Annotated in this window: 19 protein-coding genes; 12 read left to right on the forward strand and 7 right to left on the reverse strand. The window is 43.5% G+C overall.

All coding sequences use genetic code 11. From position 1 onward, the window contains the following. Positions 1–174: 174 nt before the first annotated feature. Positions 175–1,191, reverse strand: a complete 1,017-nt coding sequence (locus tag FD12_RS12325; RefSeq protein ID WP_056983350.1) for a lipoate--protein ligase — start codon at positions 1,189–1,191, stop codon at positions 175–177. A 124-nt stretch (positions 1,192–1,315) separates the two neighbouring features. Here FD12_RS12325 and FD12_RS12330 point away from each other — a divergent pair, with 124 nt between their 5' ends. Next, on the forward strand, positions 1,316–1,693 hold the full coding sequence (locus tag FD12_RS12330) for a glycine cleavage system H family protein (protein WP_056983351.1): 378 nt from the start codon (positions 1,316–1,318) through the stop codon (positions 1,691–1,693). Between the two features lie 86 nt (positions 1,694–1,779). Next, positions 1,780–2,001 (forward strand): P8 family protein, encoded by a 222-nt coding sequence (locus FD12_RS12335; RefSeq protein WP_008855235.1) that lies wholly within the window; start codon positions 1,780–1,782, stop codon positions 1,999–2,001. 392 nt (positions 2,002–2,393) lie between these two features. Here the strand turns inward: FD12_RS12335 and FD12_RS12340 are convergent, their stop codons facing one another. The 3 genes from FD12_RS12340 to FD12_RS12350 form a co-directional block, all read right to left on the reverse strand. After that, entirely contained in the window at positions 2,394–4,331 is a 1,938-nt protein-coding gene (locus FD12_RS12340; RefSeq protein ID WP_056983382.1) for a S53 family peptidase, read from the reverse strand. Between the two features lie 13 nt (positions 4,332–4,344). Further along, positions 4,345–6,255, reverse strand: a complete 1,911-nt coding sequence (locus FD12_RS12345; protein WP_082622268.1) for a S53 family peptidase — start codon at positions 6,253–6,255, stop codon at positions 4,345–4,347. 109 nt (positions 6,256–6,364) lie between these two features. Further along, on the reverse strand, positions 6,365–6,673 hold the full coding sequence (locus FD12_RS12350) for a DUF7671 family protein (protein ID WP_186825949.1): 309 nt from the start codon (positions 6,671–6,673) through the stop codon (positions 6,365–6,367). Positions 6,674–6,812: 139 nt separating this feature from the next. Here FD12_RS12350 and FD12_RS12355 point away from each other — a divergent pair, with 139 nt between their 5' ends. Further along, positions 6,813–7,652, forward strand: coding sequence for a DegV family protein (locus FD12_RS12355; RefSeq protein WP_054747072.1), 840 nt, complete (start codon positions 6,813–6,815; stop codon positions 7,650–7,652). On the opposite strand, the gene FD12_RS12360 is transcribed toward FD12_RS12355, so the two are convergent. After that, entirely contained in the window at positions 7,633–8,652 is a 1,020-nt protein-coding gene (locus FD12_RS12360) for a LacI family DNA-binding transcriptional regulator (protein WP_054747071.1), read from the reverse strand. The genes FD12_RS12355 and FD12_RS12360 overlap by 20 nt on opposite strands. Positions 8,653–8,980: 328 nt before the next feature. Here FD12_RS12360 and FD12_RS12365 point away from each other — a divergent pair, with 328 nt between their 5' ends. The 3 genes from FD12_RS12365 to FD12_RS12375 all read left to right on the forward strand — a co-directional run bounded on the left by FD12_RS12365 (position 8,981) and on the right by FD12_RS12375 (position 12,778). After that, positions 8,981–10,726 (forward strand): phospho-sugar mutase, encoded by a 1,746-nt coding sequence (locus FD12_RS12365; protein ID WP_056983352.1) that lies wholly within the window; start codon positions 8,981–8,983, stop codon positions 10,724–10,726. Positions 10,727–11,118: 392 nt separating this feature from the next. After that, positions 11,119–11,934 carry a hypothetical protein gene (locus FD12_RS12370; RefSeq protein WP_054747069.1) on the forward strand — a complete coding sequence of 272 codons (816 nt, stop codon included), beginning with the start codon at positions 11,119–11,121 and terminating at the stop codon, positions 11,932–11,934. Positions 11,935–11,947: 13 nt separating this feature from the next. After that, positions 11,948–12,778: a hypothetical protein gene (locus FD12_RS12375; RefSeq protein WP_054747066.1), complete on the forward strand. Its 831-nt coding sequence runs from the start codon at positions 11,948–11,950 to the stop codon at positions 12,776–12,778. 170 nt (positions 12,779–12,948) lie between these two features. On the opposite strand, the gene FD12_RS12380 is transcribed toward FD12_RS12375, so the two are convergent. After that, positions 12,949–14,256 carry a hypothetical protein gene (locus tag FD12_RS12380; RefSeq protein ID WP_056983353.1) on the reverse strand — a complete coding sequence of 436 codons (1,308 nt, stop codon included), beginning with the start codon at positions 14,254–14,256 and terminating at the stop codon, positions 12,949–12,951. Positions 14,257–14,469: 213 nt separating this feature from the next. On the opposite strand from FD12_RS12380, the gene FD12_RS12385 reads away from it, so the two are divergent. Both FD12_RS12385 and FD12_RS13950 read left to right on the forward strand, forming a co-directional pair. Further along, positions 14,470–14,799 carry a hypothetical protein gene (locus tag FD12_RS12385; protein ID WP_054747058.1) on the forward strand — a complete coding sequence of 110 codons (330 nt, stop codon included), beginning with the start codon at positions 14,470–14,472 and terminating at the stop codon, positions 14,797–14,799. Positions 14,800–15,020: 221 nt separating this feature from the next. Next, a complete protein-coding gene (locus tag FD12_RS13950; protein ID WP_156404079.1) occupies positions 15,021–15,173 on the forward strand; it encodes a hypothetical protein in 153 nt (50 codons plus the stop codon). Positions 15,174–15,720: 547 nt separating this feature from the next. On the opposite strand, the gene FD12_RS12395 is transcribed toward FD12_RS13950, so the two are convergent. Then, positions 15,721–17,040 (reverse strand): MFS transporter, encoded by a 1,320-nt coding sequence (locus tag FD12_RS12395; RefSeq protein ID WP_054747054.1) that lies wholly within the window; start codon positions 17,038–17,040, stop codon positions 15,721–15,723. A 703-nt stretch (positions 17,041–17,743) separates the two neighbouring features. On the opposite strand from FD12_RS12395, the gene FD12_RS12400 reads away from it, so the two are divergent. From FD12_RS12400 to gap, 4 genes are all read left to right on the forward strand, one after another. Beyond that, positions 17,744–18,613, forward strand: a complete 870-nt coding sequence (locus FD12_RS12400; RefSeq protein ID WP_056983354.1) for a DegV family protein — start codon at positions 17,744–17,746, stop codon at positions 18,611–18,613. A 274-nt stretch (positions 18,614–18,887) separates the two neighbouring features. Continuing rightward, positions 18,888–20,126, forward strand: a complete 1,239-nt coding sequence (locus FD12_RS12405) for a Fic family protein (RefSeq protein WP_054747052.1) — start codon at positions 18,888–18,890, stop codon at positions 20,124–20,126. A 15-nt stretch (positions 20,127–20,141) separates the two neighbouring features. Further along, the gene (locus FD12_RS12410) at positions 20,142–21,554 is read left to right on the forward strand and encodes an MFS transporter (RefSeq protein ID WP_056983355.1); all 1,413 of its coding nucleotides are present in this window, start codon (positions 20,142–20,144) and stop codon (positions 21,552–21,554) included. Between the two features lie 629 nt (positions 21,555–22,183). Beyond that, entirely contained in the window at positions 22,184–23,206 is a 1,023-nt protein-coding gene (gene gap / locus FD12_RS12415) for a type I glyceraldehyde-3-phosphate dehydrogenase (RefSeq protein WP_054747048.1), read from the forward strand. Positions 23,207–23,314: the final 108 nt, after the last annotated feature.

A 23,314-nucleotide genomic window follows, 5' to 3' on the forward strand; every position in this document is an offset into this window, starting at 1 on the left:
TACAGCTAACTTATTCATGCCATAAGGATAGCAATAAGTTTTACCCATTCTTTAAAGATTTTATGAATTTTATTAGTAATTGTTTACATAAGGAAATAATTATAGGCATCTCTTCCTATAATATAACGTCAAAAAACGCCTCACATTTCTGCGAGACGTTTTTGTGGTGCTGTCCTATTTAGTTAAATGATCCATCAAGAATTGAACCAATTGGTGACTATCAATATTTGTAACGTCAGCTTTCTTAACTGCCCGGCTCACGTTCCAGTGGCTTGGCTTCTTACCAATCAAATTGGCTTCAATTGATCTCAAGTCGCCGGCCACCTTAAAGAATGGATTGAACTTAAGATGAACAAGTTTGCCATCCTCAATCGTCCAGTTTAACCCCAGCGTACCGACTGGCAATTCTGTGTCAGCATACTCAGCGTATCCGGGATTATGGCCATAGTTCCAGGCATCGGTTCCATATGTTTCGGCTAATCGCTGATCCACGGTTTGCCAGTCTGCCTCCGTCATGTGATAGGTTTCAATCTCATCTAGTGACTTCACCGCAAAGATTTCTTTCAACAAATACTCCCGAAAGTCCGCCTTGGTCATTCCGGTTGGCAAATAATCCTTCAAGTTCACGATCTCGCTGCGTTTTGAGCGAACGCCCAAGCTCTTTTGTTTCTCAAGCTGATCCTCGGTTAAAACTTTCCCGGCATTTTCGATATTCAAATCAACCATAATTGTCCCGCCGGCCGCCATCCCCGACCCGCTCTTAAACATGGTCATCCCCGACCACTTCTTGCCATTCAAAACCAGGTCGCTGCTGTTGGGTTTCATTTTGACATCAAGGTTCAATTTTCGGAGGGCAGCCAACACCGGTTCGGCAAAATGAGCATAGTCGCCAAAGTCATCAACATTGTCCGTCAAAATATTCTCGAAAATAAAATTCCCCAAGTCGTGATAGACCGCTCCGCCACCCGACGTTCGCCGCACTAGCTGAATGTTATGTTCATGCAAATAGTCGATGTCGACTTCCGCCCAAACATTCTGGTTACGCCCGATGATCACTGATGGTTGGTTCACGTAAAATAGAAACCCATGACCGGGCAACTTCAGATCATTGACAAAATAATTGTCTAACGATTGGTTAACCCGGGCGTCATAGATGGGCTTGCCATTTCTGGAACTATCGATTAAGTACATTGCCAATCCTCCTTGCAAATCTTTCTTATATCCTCAATTATACGTTATAATTTAACTAAACAATACTTAGGACAGCTCCTCCAGGCAGCAACCTGGATCCGCTCACTTGTTAGGTGGAATCAACATGGAAACAACTTCAATTTGGCAAAAATTAATTCATTTGTTTAAGCGTCGCAAAGCACCAAAATTGCGCAACCCGCAAGTAAAAAATGGTGTTTGGTACGCCGAAGATGAAAATGGTGATTATTTACTTGGCATCGATGAATCCGTGTATCAACAGATCGGCAAGATCACATTTGCGGATTTCCCAACCCAACTCAAAATTATTGAGACCGATGACGATTTACTTGATATTGAGGGTGATAAGTCGGTTGAGACACTCAAATCCCCCATTTCTGGACGAGTGATCGAGCGCAATACCGCAATTGGAGAGGATATTGATCGCTTGAATCAGCCGAACCCTCAGGTTAACTGGATCATGAAAATCGAGCCGGCTAAGTAAATCATTTACATTTTTGAAACAATTTTTGCGCCAAAATTAAAATTTGAACTATAATGGTTATAGAACAACAAAGGAGGTAGTTACTTATGGCAGAAGAACCCGGTGCAGAATCCCCATTATTGAACAAAAAAATGAATGAGGCTTTCGATTGGAGCGATAGTAAACTTCCAGTACGAGATGCTTTATGGGATTATTACATGGAAAAAAATGATCATGACACCATGAAGACTGAAAAAGACATGGAGCCATACATGAATATGTCGACTGACGACATTACAGCTGATGCTGAGAAGTTACTCAAAAAGTAGCTTTCGGCTCTACCGAAAAAGCACTCACGCAAAATTTGCGCGGGTGCTTTTTTTAGAGTACGGAACCAAGCAGTTAGAGATTGGAGCATAAGTCGTCTCAGCCGGAAATCCTGGTCTTGGGGATTTGTGGCTGAGGTGATTATGTGCAAGTCGCTGCTTGGTGGAGCACGTTTAAGAGTGCGGAACCCAAGCTTGTTGCTTGGTAGAACACATTCAGCTTACACAATGGCAGACGTTTTCAGGCTGCGGGCCATCATTTCTCCATTACATTGAGTAAACGTGAGAAAACAAGCAGGGACTGGAATATAAGCACCCTCCTCAAAAATCCAAAGGCAGGATTTCTGAGGAGGGCAACTTATATTTCAGTCCCTAAGCGCTTGTTTCCTCACTCTTTAATAATCAAACTTCCCATACAACTTCTCAAAATTAATCGTTCCCAGTCCAGTTGCCTGGTTATACAACTTACCTGGTTGGCCAGTGTAATACAAATTGTTATTATCAGCACCGTCAAGAGTCGTAAACGGACTATCCGATTCTTGGGCAAACTTATAAATTTGTGGGTTCCAGAAGCCAATTGGCGTCTGGCGGCCGCTATTCATAATCGCGTTGGCACCAGCCATCTGAGGGGCAGTATAACTGGTCCCGCCGCCAATCATCCATTTCTTCGTTGGCACTTTGACCACGGTTCGCTTCTTACCAACCATTTTGACCGTCATGTCTTTCCCAGAAACGAAGCTGGCATATCCGGTTTGAACGTCCGCATTACCGGAAATGTCTGGGATGTTTCGAGCATTCGCGGTGCCAAAAATAAGATGTGGATGTGGGTTAACCACAAATTTAAACTTCTTGAACGTCAAATAATTGATCGCTCTAAACGTATTAACGCCAGAAACTCCTTGTTGGTATCTTGGCGTTGGGTTTAAAGCCGAGAAGCCGCCACCACTGGCACCAAAGATTCCATATTTCAAATTAGTTGCAGATGTCGCGTCAACGTTTCCCCACGCCCGTTCAGTCGGCACACTAATGACCTTTTGATTGATAATCTTTTCGTAGGGTAAGGTCGTGCCACCGACTAAGACTTGATAGGGTGACGTTGACATCCCGTGGTTTTCCTTGGCACTTGGGGATTCCGTTCGGCCACCATCCCCGCTGGAACGGAAAACGGTGATCCCTTGAGCGGCCGCTTGTTCGAGCATCACATTAAACGCATCGCTATATTGTTTGATTGATGCACTCGGGTCGCCCCAGTCAGCAGCCACTTCAAGATCTGGCGAAAAACTGGTTGAAATCTGTTTGTCCTGGTTGTCACCAATTGCCGTCATAAACGAAGCGTAGTGAGATGATGCATCAGACGTCTTGGTTCCGTTTGAATCATCCACGTACAAATCAATATCCGCCTGCGGAGCAACTGAAGAAGCTGCTTGAACGTCAACGGTTGCTTCAGTTTGCAAGCCGCCCAGCATCTCGTTTAGGGTCTGCTGAGCCTGGGTTTGAGTATTAACAGTGTAAATCCGGTGAATCCGGCTTAAGTTGTCGTTCACGCCGGCTTGTTGCCAGTAGGTGGTTAAATCGCTATCCCGAACGTCGCTGTAACTGATGATCCCAATTCGCTGCCCTTGTCCTTGTAAACCTTTGTTATACAGGTCGTTTAGCTGATAGGCATTCGCAAATTTAGCAGCTCCGTATTTTTTGGAAAAGGCATTGCCGGTAAGCTGAGTATCCGGTTTGGTCGTTGTCGTCGGCAAGTCGGCAGTCAACGCCGTTTGTTGACTTGAAATTGCTTTTTGGGATGACTTGGAACTTGCTTTTTTGGTCTTCTTTGCTGGACTCTTGCCATAAAGCCCAATGACGGCCACAACTTGATCTGATAATTTTCCGGGCAATTTATAACTTGCGCGGGCATAGTCACCCTTCTTAGCTGGAGCAACATACTTGGCATTAAACGCTTTTCGCATATTTGCCTCAGTAGCAGTCAGCTTCAGTGATAAATTTCCTGGATACGTCTTCGTTTGAACGTGGTACTTAGCTAAATAATCTTTAAAAGATTGAATGTAGCTGTCAGATTGACCAAATTTAGCCGCAAATTCAGTCGGCGTTAGGTAATGATGAAAATCACGACTCGTCGGATCAACCGTGTTATAAACATAGTCTGTCAGCTCTGACTGACTAGTTGGCTTAAAAGTCACGTTCACGATCGTCTTCTTCGTGGCGGCGTTAACCGGCTTAACGTTAGCCGCCATTGTCACGCCAACGACCGTTAAACTACCTAATAGCGCAACAATTAACTGTTTTCCCCTCAAAATAATCACTCTTTTCTGTCTATGAATCATACCATCGCTCAATTTAGTTGGCGGCACCATTAAACTTGCCAAACAGCTTTTCAAAATTGATGGTTCCTAGTCCGGTTGCCTGGTTATAAAGCATCCCCGGTTGGCCGGTATAGTACAAGTTATCATTATTATCAGCGTCATCCAGTACGGTAAATGGACTGTCCGTTTCTTGAGCAAACTTGTAAATCTGCGGATTCCAGAAGCCGATCGGTGTCTGACGGCCACTGTTCATAACCGCATTGGCAGCCGCCATCTGTGGGGCAGTAAAGCTCGTCCCACCGTCAACGCCCCACATCTTGGTGGTTCCTTTGACGGCCTTCTTCGTTTTGGCATTGTAAGTATATTTTGGTCCGGAAACAAATGACGCGTAACCGGTCTTAGGATCAGCGTTACCGGCAACATCAGGCAGATTTCGCGAATTCCCAGTGCCAACGATCACGTGCGGATTTTTAGTTAATGTATACTTGCCATTCTTGAAAGTTAAGTAATTAATGGCTCTAAATGTATTGACGCCAGGAACACCCTGTTGGTATCGAGGGGTTGGATTCAAAGCAGAGAAGCCGCCACCGCCGCCACTGAAGCTGCTGTACTTGGTGTCGTAAGCTGGTCTGGAATAGGTATCGCCCCAAGCCCGTTCTTTTTCAACGGTGACCACTTTACCATCGATAATCTTTTGGTAAGGCAACGTGGTACCACCAACTTCAACTTGGTAAGGCGAGGTTGACATGATGTGATTTTCTTTGGCGCCAGAAAGTGAATAAGGGCCCCGGTCGCCGCTTGCCTTGAAAACGGTGGTTCCTTGGACAGCAGCCTGTTCCAAGACCAGGTTAAAGGCGTGGCTGTATTGTTTAACAGTTGAACTTGGGTCACCCCATTCAGACTGAATTTCGAAGCCGGGAGCCATGCTGGTTGTGATTTGTTTATCGTTATTGTCTGAAATCGCAGTCATCACTGAGGCAAAGAATGAGGATGGCAATGTGGTTCGTGTGCCGGTTGAATCACCAGTATACAAATCAATCCCAGCTTGCGGGGCAATTGCTGAAGCGGACTCAACGTCTAGGGTTGCCTCCATTTGGCCGGCACTCATAATCTTATTCAGTGCTTGTTGAGCCTGAGCCTTGGAATCAACGGTATAAATGTGACGAACCCGGCTTAAATCCGGATTAACCCCGGCCTGTTGCCAGTAGGTCGATAAATCGCTATCCCGAACATCGCTGGCGTTGATAATCCCAATCCGCTGGCCTTGGCCCTGCAGCCCTTTTTCATATAATGGGTTAAGCTGATAAGCCTTCGCAAACTTCGCTGCGCCGTACTTCTTGGAGAACGCATTGCCAGTCAAATTGGTGTCCGGCTTCGTGTCAGAAGTTGCTACATCGGAAGCCGCCGCACTGGTAACGGCTGCAGCCTTGTGAGAACTGGCTTTCTTGGTAGCTTTGGTCGTCTTGGTAGCCTTAGTGGCTTTCTTCGCCGGACTCTTAGAATAAAGACCAATCACTGCCACAACTTCATCGGAAAGTTGACCGGGCAGCTTGTAGCTGGTTGTTGCCCGGTAACCCTTCTTAGCTGCCGGCACATACTTGGCGTTGAAAGCCCGTTGCAAATTGGTTGCCGTTCCCGTTAACTTCAAGGACAAGTTACCCGGATAGGCATAAGTCCGAATGTGATATTTATTCAAATAGTCCTTAAAAGATTGAATATAGCTATCTGGTTGACCAAACTTGGCCGCAAATTCCGTTGGTGTCAAATAGTGTTGATAATCACTGCTAGTCGGATCAACCGTATTATAAACGTAGTTGGTCAAATCAGTTTCGTTGCTTGCTTTAAAGGCCACGTTGACAATGGTTTGCTTGGTTGCCGCTTGGGTCGGTCTGGCCGTTATGGCTGCGCCTATCCCCAGCGCCAAAAAACCACTCAGCGTTGCCATGATTAATTGCTTTCCCCTCAAAATAATCACTCTTTTCTTTGTTTATTAATGCAATTATACCAATCAGGATCCTTGAATACTTAAATTTAGATCATTTAAATCAACCTGATCACAATTTTTGTTTTGCCTGGGCGATGATCGCATCGTCAACTTGTTGGCTGGTGAATCGCTGCAACGGCGTAAATTCATGACGGTCCTTAAAAGCCACCGGGTTGACCTTAATAATGGCAACCATCAAGTTATTTTCCGTCATAAATACTTGGCCAATGTGTTTGTACTTGCCCTTGGTATGCTTTCCGGTGCGCCAGCTATGCAGCTTAAAATCCCCCTCCTCATCAGTTTTGATCTGATACTGACCTGAATCGTTGGTTTCGAGGGGCACACCAATATATTGAAACACCTCATACTTCCCTTTCACATTCATCATCCTTTCATTTTACATAAGTTAATTATGAATAAAGTTAGAACTTATTTCTAATAATTTCGTAAAATCCAGACATAACTGTTTTCTTCATATACAATAAATATTGTGATCGTAACAATCAAGGGGTGATTAAATGAACCAGATAAAAATAGTAACCGACTCAGCCATTCATCTATCTAATGCGGACATTCATAACTATGGCATTGCAGTTATGAATCCACCTATTCTGATAGACAACAAGCTGTTCGGTTACGTCAATAAAATCAAAAGTGAAAAATTTCTCCAACTGTTTGAAAAGTGTTCGGTTAAACCAACCATTGGTGAAATCGCCGTTCCAGAGCTGATTGACACTTACAATCGTCTCGGCAAAGATGGCAGCCAGATCCTTTCCATCCATCTAAGTGACAAGTTGACCAACACCTATCAAAATGCCCTCATTGCCGCAAAAGCATCCACGAGTAATGTCACTGTTATTAATAGTGGCGTCACGGCAGCGGGCTTGGCTTACCAGGTGCTCGCAGCCGCCAAATGGCTCGCAGCTGGTACGGAGATCGCCGAGGTTTGTGATAAGCTCAAACGTATCCAAAACAATACCCGAATCTTCTTTTCAGTCCAAAATAACCCCCAGCTGATTAACCGCAAAATTGTCGGCAAAATCAGGGGGATGTTGGATAGACAGCTGAACGTTTCTTATATATTGCAATTTTTAAATAATGACTTTACATTTGTGACCCGCAGTCGAAAAGAAGACCTTATCGATCAATTCTGGGAAAAACAATTAGCGGAAATGCATGACCAAAATCTCGTCAAGCTGTCAATTCTTCATTCCGGCAGCGATGAGCGGGCCAAGTTCTTGTATGACATGCTGAACGAAGAATTTCCGTTTGTCCCAATTTCAATTGTTGCCACCAATCCAGAGATGACCACTTTTATTGGCCCAGAAGCAACTGGGGTCACTTATCTGCTGGGTTAATACTACTTTCTCGTTTAATTAACCGGTTGCCCACAACGACTTTTTGGGGCGTCCGGTTTTCTTCTGCGCTCGTTGACGTATTCAGCTGGTTTAACAACTGCATGGCAACTTCCCCCATCATGCCAGTATTGACTTTCACTGCTGTCAATGATGGAATGACGTATTTGGCCACGGCGGTATCGTTGAAGCTGACCAAGCTCACATCATCAGGAACCGCAATCCCATTTTCGTGAAGGGCTTTTAACGCCCCAACAGCCATGGCATCGTTGGCAACAAACAGAGCATTGGGAAAACTTTCGCGGTCTTTTTGAATCGCTTGATTGATTAAATTGTAGGCAGTCTGCAGCGTATAGTCCCCAATAAAAACATTGTCTGGGTTGTATAAGGACTTGTGTTCCAAATAATTCCGAAAAACCTCCAAGCGCGGATCCACGATCTTCAACTTGTGATCATTGGTATACTCAATTCCTGATAACATCCCAATTTGCTTCAAGCCATTATCAATAAAGTAGTCCAGCACGGATTTAGTCGAATTGTCAAAATCGGTGACAACACAGTTGTAGCCTTTAGCTAAGGTATCAAAATCCACAAACACAATATTGCGGGTCGCTTTGAGCATTGCCTGAATCTGTTGGTCACTAAACTTACCAATTGCAATGATCGACTTGACGTCTCGATCAATCGCATTCAAAGAATCGCCGGCAAAATAGCGCTTAACCTTGTAATGGAGTTGATCGGCCATCTTCTCAGCACCCATTCGAATCGACAAATAATATAAGTCATCTAATTCCTGTTGTTCGGAATACCACTCAACAACGGCAATGCTATCGCGAGTCGTGCTCACCCGATGCTTCTTGGTGTAATCCAAGTCTTCAGCCGCCTGAAAAATTTTCTTGCGTGTCGCGTCACTGACTGAAAGTGACTTGTCATAATTAAGTACCCGGGAAACCGTTGTAATTGACACCCCGGCTTTATGCGCGATATCTTTAATTGTTGCCATTATGTCACCCCTTCAAATACAGTATAATCCCTTCTTCAACTGACCATTAACAAATTTAGTTAATTTACTAAAATAATTATCTTTTGTTTAGCCTGATAAGTCAAGGATATTCCGTCATAATAACGTTTTTGGCTAGTAAACTTATTGACGTAACCGCTATGAATTTCTATAATGAACTTGAACTGAGTTACCAAGGACAGCTGCTCCAAGTTAAGCTCTGTTCATCAGTATCGGCAACGAACCTTTCAAAATCAACATTTTCGTTACTGAACCTCATGGCAATTTGATACTTGGATCAGCTGACTGACTAAACAGGGAGGGTCATGTCGTGAAAGACACAATTAAGGAAGCCTACCAACAATGGGTACAGCAACCGAATTTACCAGCAGATATTTTACTTGATCTAGATCAAATGAAGACTGATTCAAATCAACAAGAAGACGCATTTGGCACCTTTTTATCCTTTGGAACCGCTGGAATGCGGGGAATTCTGGGCGCCGGCACTAATCGCATGAACATTTTTACCGTTCGCCAAGCCGCCGAGGGCCTTGCATCCTTCATGGATACGTTGGATGAAGCTACTCGAAAACGGGGGGTTGCAATTAGTTTTGATTCCCGTTACCACTCCAAGGAATTTGCCCACGAATCTGCTAAAGTATTAGGATATCATCACATCCCTACCTTTGTCTTTGATGACATCCGCCCGACCCCGGAGTTATCCTTTGCGGTCCGTCATCTCCACACCTATGCCGGCATTATGATTACGGCCAGCCATAACCCCAAGCAATACAATGGCTTCAAGATTTATGGCGAAGACGGCGGCCAGATGCCTCCAAAGGAATCTGATTTAATTACCTCCTATATTCGTAAGAACAGTGACGTGTTCGCTATCAAGGTAACGCCTGAACAAGAATTGCGGGAAGCTAAAACCATGAATCTGATTGGCGAAGACGTTGATCAAGCCTATCTGGCAAAGGTCAAGACCGTCAACATTGATTTAGACCTGATCAAAAAAGTCGGCGCCAACATGAAATTTGTTTATACCCCCTTACATGGAACCGGTAAAATCATTGCCCGCCGTGCATTGGAAGCAGCCGGCTTTAAGAATTACGTAGTTGTGCCGGAACAAACCATCGCTGATCCTGAGTTCCCGACCACCCCATTTCCTAACCCAGAGTTCCCACAAGCCTTTGATTTGGCTAAGGAACTTGGCAAAAAAGTAGCAGCCGACGTCTTAATTGCCTCAGACCCTGACGCTGACCGGCTAGGTTGTGCGGTTCGTCAACCTGATGGCAATTATCAATTGTTGAGTGGTAACCAAATTGCCAGCGTCTTACTGAATTATATTTTAACCGCTAAAAAGAATGCCGGCGATTTACCAGCTGACGGCACGATTGTGAAATCCATCGTTTCAACTGATTTGGCCGTGAAAATTGCTGCTTCGTTTGGTGTTGCAACTAACAATGTTCTGACTGGTTTCAAGTTTATCGCTGAGGCCATTCACCATTACGAAACTGAGCATGATCACACCTTCTTGTTTGGCTTTGAAGAAAGCTTTGGCTACTTAATCAAACCATTTGTCCGGGATAAGGATGCTATTCAAACTGTCCTATTGCTGGCTGAAGTGGCTGCCTATTACAAGAATCAGGGCAAGACTTTATATGACGGCGTTCAGGAAATGTTCCAGAAGTATGGCTACTACGCAGAAAAGACCATCGCTAAAGAATTCGATGGCCTTGATGGCAAGGACAAAATGGCCCACATCTTGGCTGAATTGCGTGATAATCCGCTGACTGAAATCAACGGTCACAAGGTTATCCGCCATGCCGACTACCAATCATCTATTCTGACTGATCAGGATGGCAAGACGTCAACCATCAGCTTACCTAAATCCAACGTGTTGAAATATTGGTTGGACGACGAAACCTGGGTTGCGGTTCGCCCGTCGGGGACTGAGCCAAAAGTGAAGTTCTACCTTGAAGTCGTCGACAAGAGCCAGAAAGCTGTGGACGCTAAGCTGAATAGCTACGTTGACGAATTGGATAAGTTGATTGATAAATTAATTAATAACTAATGAGCATTTAAAGATAAATGAGATTTGATTACAGCCTGCTGGTGATGACTGTTAATCGGATCTTTTTTTATTTGGCGGAGGTTAGGCCTGCGTTGTGGGGTGGATACTGGTAGAATGGAAGGGTTAGAGGACAGCTCCGTAAAGCTGGGGCTTGCACCTAAGCACCTACTGCAAAAATTCCAGAACCAGGATTTCCCCAGTAGGAGACTTAGGTTTCAGTCCCAAACCGCTTTACTACACCCACTTTTTTTAGGACAGATCTGTAAAGCAGCAATCTGCATGTAAGCACCCCGAATAAAAATTCCAAAAACCAGAATTTCTATTCGAGGAGACTTACATACCGATTGCTAACCACTTTACTACGCTCACTTATCTTTTAGGAGGATATTCCATTGAAATCAGTAACAAAGATTAAGCTCACAACCGGTGCCCTATTGTTCCTTGGGGTAACATTATTCCAAGCTCAACCGGCTCAGGCTAAAATCAGCAAAAATAGTTTTGTCGTTACCAAACAAACCATCAAAACGACTAATAGCAAGAAACAGGTTAAAATAACTATTCCTAAGAACACACCATTACAAGTTGGTGGTGTCAAAACCATTGCTGGCAAGAAGTACGTTTATACCGACGTTGAACGATTGAGTTATAACCTGCGAAAACCGTTGCTCTCGTCAAAAGCCACCAGCACCATTTCACGGTGGCTACCAGCCACTAAGGCCACTTTTAAGCAGATTGAAAAGCCAGTTTATTTAGACTACTACGCCGCCCAATCCGATGGCAAACGATCGTTGAAGAAGGTCAAAACCGAGACTGGCAACCTTTGGAAGGGTTACATTGTCCCTGCCGACTATGCTTCTCAAACCAACACGAGAATTCGAGTGACGACCGATGGTTATTTAGAATACTACGAAAATTCACCGTATATCTTCAAAGTTTCACCACAGCCAACTACCAGTGTTAAAGTCCAAAGCGCGACCCACCCAACCAGCAGCGGTAAGACCATTTTGAACTTCAAAACGGATGTGGCTCAACTGCCATTTGTTAAGCTGAGCCAAAACCATTACCAGCTCACCATTCAAGGAACCTCATACGGTAACGTGACGGTCATCCCAAATGACGAAGATGTCCAAAAGGTACTGACCAGCTGGGTTTCACGGATTAATAAAGAAGACTGGTTTGAAATTAATAGTGTCAGCAACTTTAAATAAGGGGGCAAGGAACTTGATAACAACTAAACAAATCAAAAAAGCTGGTCTGGCATTGGCAGTGGCGTTATTTGCAACAATCAGTTTCACCACCGCAACATTCGCCAGCAGTCAATATTTAACCAGCAAGTCTCATAATTTATTTTTGGAAACAAAACAGACCATCCATACGACCAACGCCTATTTTAAGGATATTCCCATTACGATTCCAAAAGGCACCGTCTTTAACGCCGGCTCAATTGGCAAGGGTGTTACAACTGGCAAACCATACGTCAACATTAACATGGATAACCTCCGCTGGCCGCTGCGAAAAGTGGTCGATGAGTCCAAACATAATCAACAGATGACCACTTACATTTGGGCGAAAAAGAGCCTCTTCAAAATCGTGAAGCAACCCAATTACCTCGCCTATACCAAAACACCAGATAATTACACTCAGGATCCTTACGTGTGGGAAGGCAATAAGGCCCTGCCAAGTGACCAATTCTTGTCGAAGCAGAATGCCTTTCGAGTCACTGACGACGGTTACCTGGAATATTTCACCGGTATCACCCGATACACAGATGGTGACGCCAAGCCAGCTGACTATGCCAAGCTCCAAAAGTTCGTTAAGAAAGGCAACACCTCGTACTTCTACACCAAGACCGAAGTTTCCGGCTTACCAATGACCAAAATCAGTAGCACCGGCAAGTACCGTTACCGTCTGAAAATGACCAAGACCAACCACTACTTGGCTACGGTGAACCATTCGAAAGTTCAAAAGTATGGCAGTAACACGGTTATCTCTGTCAGGTATAACGTTGGTGGCAAAGACTTTTATGTGGGGAGTATGACCGTTTATCCGTAAAATGGCGAGTAATGCTTCTTTGGATAAATTGATCCAGGTAGCGTCTGAATTAGCAGTTTTTAACCAATATCTGATTCACTTACTTCGAAAAGTTAGCGATCATAAAAGGCATCCGAACAAATCCAATAAGATTTGCTTTAGATGCCTTTTAATCAAGCGTAAATTAAATGTTACTTAGTAACTGTGACCGATATTGTCTTACTCGTGGATAATCCATAAGAATCGATTACATACTTAGCGTGGTACGTTCCGTACCACATGCTGCCGGTAGTGGCATCACCACTAATTTGTATTTTTGAAGTTGCATCATTTCCCATTGCGTCAGTGGCAGTAACTCCGATTTTAGGATCATAGGAATCCACCTGTCCCAGTTCCATGCGTAATTGCTTATCCGTGGCACCATTAATCATAGGTTCCTGCCGCCAATTCAAATCAATCGTAATAACATTTTTATCCTTATCGAACGAAACATTAACGTTAGCATAATACTTTGGTGTCGTGCTAGTAGTTACTAACTGTCCGTTTCCCAGGGCTGATAACTTATCAACTGCACTGCTGGGATCCTTGGTCACATCATTTAGTGCGTTGGCATACTCTTGCTGATATTCCTTAATAATTGCATCGGATGCTTCTTTCTTTTGGGTACCAATTCGAGAATGAACAACGTAGTTAATCGTAAGTTCATTTTTTGCAGGAACTGTTACCGTTTTCGTCACCGTATTAGTGACTGTATTGGTCACAACCGTTGGATTAGGATTAATTACAGTCGGATTTGTGGTAGGCGTCGTCGTAATCTTGGATAACGCATTCCGATTAATCCAACCGTTAAATTCTGGATGGGTCTCATCAGTCACATAATAGTATGTGTTGTAATATTGGCGGGTTTGTTGTTTTGCAGCCGTCACTGCCAACTTATCACTCCCATAAGCACTGGAATCTTTAGTATGGATTTTAGCGTGATATTTTGACCACGGAATGCTTTCCCACGTATTATCTGTTCCACCATTACCTGAATTTTTTAACTGGAACTGGGAATTCTTAATATCGTCGGATAATGTAACAACCTTAGTAGTTTGGGCAGATTTAATCCCACCTTGATAGGTATTTTTGACTCTGCCACCGTAAATCCAGCCTCGCCACTTACCTTCAAACGATACCACCTTATAATACACTTGGTGTTTGTTCGTGACGGCCATCCGATAGACATCAAAGAAATCTTTAGCTCGCTGCGAATTCTTTAACTTCTTCAACTGAGTCTTTGAAGTAACCTGCTTGGCATTTTTTAAAACCCCTGCCTTGGTATAAATCTTGTTTTTCCCAGTCAACGCAACGTTCTTACTATCGACATTAGCAGATGTAATAGTAACATTAGAAACTACCTTGGTAGCCTTGGCTGATGCTTGTTGACTAGTGGCAAACATGAATATCCCGGCAGCAACTCCACCTAAGACAAGCCCCATTTTCCCAAATCTAATCATATCATTATCCCCCTCTTGATGCTTGTAGCTTTAATTATTAATTGTATATCCATATTATCATACTGAAGCTTAAATGGTTGATTAACGCTTGCTAATTATTCTCTACAGTATTCCAAAGACGGTCTTAAAATAATCAACCAAAATTCTGCGTAATTAATAACTATATGGGTAACAAGTAATCATCCTAGATACGAATCACAGGAGTGGCATAATTTGGCAAAACAAACGATCTACCACGCAACGGCAGTTTCCGACTGGCAAAAGATTCAGGCAAACGGCCTTAAAATTCCTGCAATCGATTGGGCTCACTTTTACACGGATGGGAATCGGAAAAAGCCCGGCAGTCTTGGATATGGCCTTTATGGATTTTGGAATGATCCAGAACTGACTAAGCAGTTTATCTCAAAAAAACCAAATTTGAAGGAATATGCTATCATTAGATTGACTTTGGAGGTTGAAGAAAAACACGTGTTGAATTTGTATGACCGTTTACGTGATATAACCTTCTTTCGAAACTTTATATTGAATCCTGATTTAAGCTGAAGCGAAATCAAAGAGAGAAGCTAAAGAACAATGAAGCTACGGTCAACCATATGAAGATCAAAAATAACTATAAATGATTATCCCCAGGTCTGAAAGAGTATGCTATGATTAAGCTAATTACGGGATAGAACAGCTACCTACATGAGGTTACTGCCCCTCTCAAACAAGTGGCTAGTCTAGTACCAGCATCATATTAACAATTATGAATTGGAGCGAATAATATGATTACATTCAATGCTTTAAATGATCAGGCACGCAAAACCATCGATAAAATGATCTCACAAGTTACGATTGGGAACTCAGCCGATCCTGCCGTCAAGAAGATGAAAAAGAAACTAGCAGCTGAAAAGAAGAAGAATTCTACAACCAAATAATCATTTCTGTTAACTTAAAAGGACCTGACAATGTTGAATTGCAGGTCCTTTTAAGTGTATATTTTATTGAGCTTATGACTACTAGGAAATGATGGTGATCCAATGGGCGCACAATTCGTGTCAAGCTTACTTGGCGTGTGCGTGTACGGCTTTCAATGTTACATAGGTTAGGATAACTCCACGAAACAGGAACTTGTACATAACCCCGCCATTAATCCAAAACCAAGAGAATTGACTTGCTACATAGATTAGGACAGCTCCGCAAAGCAATAACCTGCACATAAGCACCTCAACCATAAATCCCCCAAAAGCCGGGAATTTCTTGGCATCATTGCCGAATGGTGCTCCGCAAAGCAGAAGTTTGCACATAAGCCCCGCCCGACATAAATCCAAAACCAAGAGAATTGACTTGCTACATAGATTAGGACAGCTCCGCAAAGCAATAACCTGCACATAAGCACCTCAACCATAAATCCCCAAAAGCCGGGAATTTATGGTTGAGGAGACTTATGCTCCGGTTATTAACCGCTTTGCTGCGCACACTACACTACTTTGTATAATCAATTCCCTTAGTTTCCTTAGTAAAGAACAGGGCAATCATTGAAACCACCGCCATGATCGCTAAATAGTAACCAACGGCATGGATTCCCCACTCTGCAACCAACCAGGAAGCAATCGTTGGGGCGAAAGCTGCTCCGACAATTGCGGACATATTATAAGCAATTCCCGCACCAGAATAACGCGTGTTAGTTGGGAACAATTCTGGGAGTAATGCCCCCACAGGCCCATAGACGATTCCCATTGCCACAAAACCAACTAGCAAGAAGAAGAGGCTCCCCCATACATTATGCTGGCCTTGGAAGAAGAATGGGAAGATAAATGCAAAGGCCACGATGACAACCGTTCCGGTTAACAGCACTTTTCGGCGACCAAATTTATCAGATAAGATTGAAGAATAAACAATCATCCCGCCAAATGCAATAACGGATCCCATCAATAGTAACAAGAATTCTTTATTATCAAATCCAAGCGCGGTCGTCGCGTAACTCAATGACCAAGTTGACAATAGGAAGAAGAATGTGTAAGAAACGGCCATTGCCATCGTTCCTTGAAGAACTTGGCGCCAGTTCTTGGCAAATACTTCAACCAGCGGCGCTTTTTGAACTTCATCACGTTGTTGAGCCAAGCGGAACAATGGGGTCTCCTGCATTCTGCGGCGAACCCAGAGACCAACGACAACCAGAATAGCTGAAGCCAGGAACGGAATCCGCCATCCAAATGAGGCCATTTGTGATTGGCTAAGTGTTGATTCCAAGATATAGTACAGCCCATTACTAAGGAAGAACCCAATTGGGGCACCCAGCTCGGTAAAGGAACCGAACAATGCGCGTTTACCTTTAGGGGCATTTTCAGTGGCAACTAAAACGGCACCTGACCATTCACCGCCCAAGCCGATCCCTTGAATGAAGCGGGCTAAACAGAGTAAAACAATTGAGGCCATCCCGATTGCCTTAAATCCGGGGAGAAATCCGATGGCAACCGTTGATAGGCCCATCATTAATAATGAAACAACTAAGGCCCGTTTACGACCTAATTTATCGCCAAAGTGACCAAACAATAATGATCCCAGCGGCCGAGCCACAAAAGCAACGCCGAAAGTCAGTAAACTCAAAATCATGGCAATCGTTGGTGTTACGTTTGGGAAAAAGACGTTCGGGAAATAAGTTGCTGCGGCAGTTCCATATGCGTAAAAATCAAAAAATTCAATAGCCGTTCCAATCATTGATGCCATAATAACGGTCTTAATTGGGTCTCTTTCCAGTTTGGTTGCTTTTGTTGCGGTGTATGTAGTCGGTGTTTCTTCCATAAAATTCACTCCTTATTTAGTGAGCGGAACAAAGCGGTTATCAATCGGAGTGTAAGTCTCCTCACTTGAAAATTCACGGGTTGGGAATTTTCGAGGGAGGTGCTTACATGCAGATTGTTGCTTTGCGCAGCTGTCCTTGTTTAGTGAGCGGAACAAAGCGGTTAGAAACTGGAGCCTAAGTCTCCTTCTGCAGAAATCCCCGATTTTGGGATTTTTGCAGAAGGTGCTTAGGTGGAAGTTTCTGCTTTGCGCAGCTGTCCTAACGATTGATTGACGAAAAGTTCTGAATAATACCATTAATTATTAAAATTAAATGAGAATCATTTCTACTGCAAAGTTTATCAAGCATCACCTCCCTTAAGGCTTAAAAAAACACCAAGGCCTGTTTTGACAGTCCTTGGTGTCTAAACCAATCCTGCCCGCGTCTTGCGGGCATGACAACATTGCCCGCGATCTAAATAATGACGACGATCTGGACGGCAATAATATTTAAGTTGAAAGTAAGATTAGTTTTTTTCATGTCGATTTCCTCTTTTCATGGGTTGAATAAGATATTATCATGTTGATTATGAAAAGTAAATAAGAAAATTAAAATAATTCAAATTTGCGACAACTTTTTTTGATTTTTCAAGCGCGCTTCCTTTGTATTCCTTTCAAATCAAGGTTAGAATGATAAAGAACCCCGTAGGAGAGGAATTTGAATATGAAAACAGCCGTAATAACTGATAGTGCCAGCTATCTTGATAAGGAACTGGCTAATAAATACCGGATCACCGTTTTACCAATCACCGTGATTTTTGGTCAAACGCAATATCGCGATGGTGTTGATATCACCTCTGAAGCCTTTCTCAAGAAATTGGCTGAAACTGATCAACTGCCGACAACCGCCCAAGTCACAATGGGCCAGATGCAGGCAGCATTTGACCAACTCAGTGAACAGGGATTCGATGAGGTCATCTGTGTCAATCTGTCCTCTGGGATCACCTCGTTTTACGAAAACTTGGTTGCCTACAGCCAGCAAGTGACCAATATTAAGGTGTACCCATTCGATTCGAAAATCGCCAGCGCGGGGGAAGCTGACTTGGCACTGCTTGCCGGCAAGTTGGCACTGGTTGGTGAAAATGCCGCCACCATTATGCCAAAACTAGCCCAATTGAGAGACTCCATTCACGTTTGTCTGGTGGTTGACAGCTTATCGCATCTCCAGCGAACGGGTCGGATCTCCAACACCTCAGCTTTTTTTGGCAATCTACTGAAAATCAAGCCAATGTTAACTTTCGATGAGGCTGGGAAAATTGTTCCCTTGGCCAAAGATCGCACGATGAAGCAGTCACTTGAACACATCGTCAAATTCATCACCGAAAGTCAACCTGCCTTTCAGCTGCCGATGAGAATTTCGGTAGTTGACGCCAACAATCCAAAGCTCAGTGAAGCTTGGGTTAACCGATTCCATGAAGAATTTCCAACCGTCTCCATCAGCACGTATCAAATTAGCCCAGCAATCACTGTTCACACTGGTGAAAAAGCCATGGGCGTTGTTTGGGATATTGATTGGGATAAACTTAGCAAGTAACTTGAACCACAGCGAGTGAATTACCACTCGCTTTTTTGTCGCCCTTTATTGAAATTGGCCACGCACCATTCGCTGAGATTTTAAATTTTATGATATTTTAGATAACCTATGATAAAATTTAAGTTGAATTTTAAAATATCACCATTTTTTCAAGTCTCGGCATAATATAATTACTAAGAATTGCAAATATGGCTACTATTTCAAAATACACTTAATTCTAAACTCTCAGGTTTTCAATCATCATCAAAATTCGAAAGCAGAAGGTAAATCAATTATGGCAAATTATCATAATTTGAAAGTTTTTAAATATGAGCATCCGACTGCTAACATCAAAGCGGAATATCAAAATCGATTTAACTCCCCGACCAGCATCATCACAAATCTCAAAATTAATCCGATGAGAAAGGGCATTAAGCAAGCAACTGTTTTTCCACTCTTTCTACTACCCATCCAGGAGATCCTCAGGCTACAGGATCAAATCCAGCAAAATTCTACCGAAATCACAAAACTAATGGCTGAATTGCCGGGCATTGCCTCTAGTCAGATGTTTCTTAACACCCTCTCAAATGAAATTCGAAGTACAAATGAAATTGAAGGGGTCAAAACAACCAATAAGGAAGTTAATCAGGCAATTGCAGCGGCTCAAAATCGTTCTGAAGAAAAGAGCCGATTACAATCGTTTGCCAAAATGTATCTTAAAATTCAAAATCGCGAAAATCTCCAAATCAGATCTTTAGAAGATATTAGAAAAATCTATGATTTCTTGTTGGCCGGTGAAATTTCTCCGGATCGCATTCCTGATGGCAAGCTTTTCAGGAACCGCTTTGTTCGCATTGGGAATGAAACCAATACCGTCCATTTACCGAAAGAATTTGAAGCCGATTTTTCTCCAGACCTCATTGATTGGATTTCATTTATCAACGATGATACCGTGCCATTTTTAATCAAAACTTTTATTGCCCACTATTATTTTGAATATATTCATCCCTTCAATGACGGTAACGGCCGAACTGGGAGATACATTGCCTGTGTTTACATTGGCTACAAGCTTGATCCGATGACAGCCATTACTTTTTCAAGCGAAATTAACAAGAATCGAAATAAGTACTATTCTGCTTTTCAAGAGGTCGGCGATGAACGTAATATGGGTGAGATCACCTTCTTCGTCTTGGAAATGATGAAGATTCTTGCGAAAGGCCAGATTGCTTTAATCCAGAAATTCAGAGAAAATAGTCGGCGATTAGACGCAATTGGGGCAACACTTAAACGAACATTCACTGATGAAAATGTCAGAGAAGTTCTCTTCATCTATGCCCAATCATTTCTGTTTAATGACATTAGTGATGGTCTTGAAGATAGAGAGCTCCAATTGGCCACCACTAACATCGCCAATACCAAGACAAGGAGAATATTGGACTCGTTGACCAAAGACAATATTCTGGAAGTAACCAAGCACTCGCCACTCACACGAAAATTAACTCAGGACTTTCTTGTTAAAAACGATCTTGAATAAAGAAGAGATGAAATCATGACAATCAACAACGAAAAAATTAGCCGGCAAACAATGCTGGCTTTACTAGCAGCAGCGCTACTCTCATTTACGGGAATCCTCACCGAAACATCGATGAATGTGACTTTTCCTGAGCTCACCAGGATCTTCAACGTTTCCTTGGATACGGTTCAATGGATCACCACTGGTTATCTGTTGATGGTCACCATCGTCATGGCAACAACGGCTTTCCTGTTGAAAAAATTCAAGTCACAACGGATCCATCTATTTGCGGCAATTGCCTTTGTAATCGGTGATGTCATGTGTGCCACGTCGCCAACCTTTTCGATACTGCTAACTGGTCGGCTCATTCAAGCAATCGCCACCGGATTATCCACGCCATTGATGTTCCATATCATCTTCAACAAGATTCCAGCCGGGCGAATTGGTTCAATGACCGGGTTGGCCGGGATGGTCATTTCACTGGCCCCGGCATTAGGGCCAACCTATGGGGGAACCGTTTCTTCAACCATGTCATGGCGAATGATCTTCTGGCTGATTCTGCCGATCATCGTAATTAGTTGGTGGCTTGGCTCCCACTACATCCGAATCGATCCAGTTGGCACCGGTTCTTTTGACATCTTAAGTCTGGCATTGTTGGCGACCACCCTATTTTCAATGGTCTTCGCCGTCAGTAAGGCCGGCAAGTATCCCGTCTTCAGTTCTGCTGTCGTGCTGCCATTTCTCATCGGCTTGATTGCGCTGGGACTATTCATCTATTCGGATACCCACGGATCCTCGCAGTTATTGGATATTAAAATTTTAAAATGGTTGTCAACTTCCCTATCGGCCTTCACCTATTTTGTGCTGCAATTTGTGAATATTGGCGTTTCGTTTCTGATTCCGGTTTATTGTCAATATGTTCTGCATACGTCACCATTTATCGCCGGCTTGGTTTTATTGCCCGGTTCATTAGTCGGTGCCGCAATTTCTCCGTATGCCGGTCATCTGGCTGATATCAAGGGTTACGCGTTACCGATTATCCTCGGTTTGATCTCAATGACTTTGGGTGGTGGCATTTTCTTTGGTATCCAAAGCTTGCTAACAGCCTGGATCATTCTGTTGGTTTATTCGTTTCTCCGATTTGGCTTCAACATGGGCTTTTCAAACACGATTTCCAACGCAATGCTAAACGTTCCCGAGCAATATACGGCTGACGTCAACTCCTTTTTCAGCATGCTCCAACAATTTGCCGGCTCCATTGGTGTTGGGATTATGGCAGCGGTCATGGCAATCAGTCAAAACAACGGCACCGGCAATTTAGCTGCCCGTTCGTTTATCGGTGGCCGCTACGATTTCTTACTCGCCACCCTCTTGAGTGCAGCCGCCCTTATCGCTACCATTATCAACTTTAGAATTCAGCGGCGGCATCAATCACCCCAAACTAATTAATTTCAACCTTTCCATTGTGCACAAGGCTTTTTGTTTGAATTTCAATTCAAAACCAGTTAATCTGAATTTGGTTATTTAGTATCAGTAAATAGCTACATTGACTGTTGCTTCGGTTTAGGACAGCTGCGTAAAGCAGAAACTTCCACCTAAGCACCTTCTGCAAAAATCCCAAAACCAGGGATTCCTGCAGAAGGAGACTTAGGTTCCAGTTTCTAACCGCTTTACTCCGCTCACTGTTTTAGGACAGCTCCTCCAAGCAGAAGTCTGCATGTAAGCACCAGTAAGGAAAATTCCAGAACCGGGAATTTACCTCACTGGCGACTTACACTCCGACTTCTAAGCGCTTGGATCTGCTCACTGTTTTTAGGACAGCTGCGTCAGGCAGAAACCTGCGCATAAGCACCTTGGTCAAAAATTCCAAAATCGGGAATTTCTGCCCAAGGAGACTTATACTCCGGTTTCTAGACGCCTGACTCCGCTCACTTGTTTTTAGGACAGCTCTGCAAAGCAGGAATCTGCGCGCAAGCACCTTGGAGAAAGATTCCAGGACCGGGAATCTCCCTCCAAGGCGACTTACACTCCGATTCCTAACCGCTTTGCTCCGCTCACTGTTTTAAAGGGGGACTTCAATTATGGTAAAAGTTGGAATTAATGGTTTTGGACGAATCGGCCGCTTGATTTTACGCCGTATTTTGGAAATCAACGATCCGGACTTGGAAGTTGTTGCAATCAACGATTTAACCAGTCCGTCAATGCTCGCATATTTATTCAAATATGATTCAACCCACGGTACCCTGCCTTACGATATTTCTTCAACGGATGATTCATTGGTTGTTGATGGCAAGAAGTACCGGGTTTACGCGGAAAAAGATGCCAGCCAGATTCCTTGGGTTAAAGATAATGGGGTAGATTTAGTCCTTGAATGTACTGGTTTCTATACTTCAAAAGAAAAATCACAAGCTCATTTGGACGCCGGGGTTAAGAAAGTCCTGATCTCAGCACCCGCTGGGCCAATGAAGACAATTGTTTATAACGTTAACGACGATACCTTAACCGCAGACGATCAAATCATCTCGGCTGGTTCTTGCACCACCAACGCATTAGCACCAATGGCTTACTTCCTCAACAAAGAATTTGGCTTGGAAGTCGGCACGATGACAGCGATTCACGCATTTACCAGTTCGCAGATGATTCTTGATGGACCTAAAGGCAAGAAGTTCCGACCTAACCGAACCGCTTCTGCCAACACCATTCCTCATTCAACTGGAGCTGCTAAAGCAATCGGCTTGGTTATTCCAGAGCTTGAAGGTCACTTACAAGGTCACGCCCAACGAGTTGCCGTTGTTGATGGCTCGGTTTGTGAATTAGTTTCCGTTCTTAAGACTAAAGTAACCGCCGATCAAGTTAACGATGCCATCAAACCACACACTGACAACAACCCAGCATTTGGCTGGAACGATGACGAAATTGTTTCTTCAGACATCATCGGTGACACCCACGGGGCCGTTTACGATCCAACTTTGACGGAAGTAACCTCGAACGGTGATTTCCAAGTGGTCAAGACTGCAACCTGGTTCGATAACGAATATGGTTTCGTTTCAAACATGGTCCGCACCGCCAAGAAATTCGCTGAAGTATCTGGCTTGAACTAATCATTTAAATAAGCTTCATTCCAATTAAAAATCCGCAAAGTCGACGACTCGAAGTTCGTTGATTTTGCGGATTTTTTTAGTTAGTTCATGCTTAAAACCTGATGATTA

The organism is Lentilactobacillus rapi DSM 19907 = JCM 15042 (genome assembly GCF_001436255.1).
GTDB classification, from domain to species: Bacteria; Bacillota; Bacilli; order Lactobacillales; family Lactobacillaceae; genus Lentilactobacillus; species Lentilactobacillus rapi.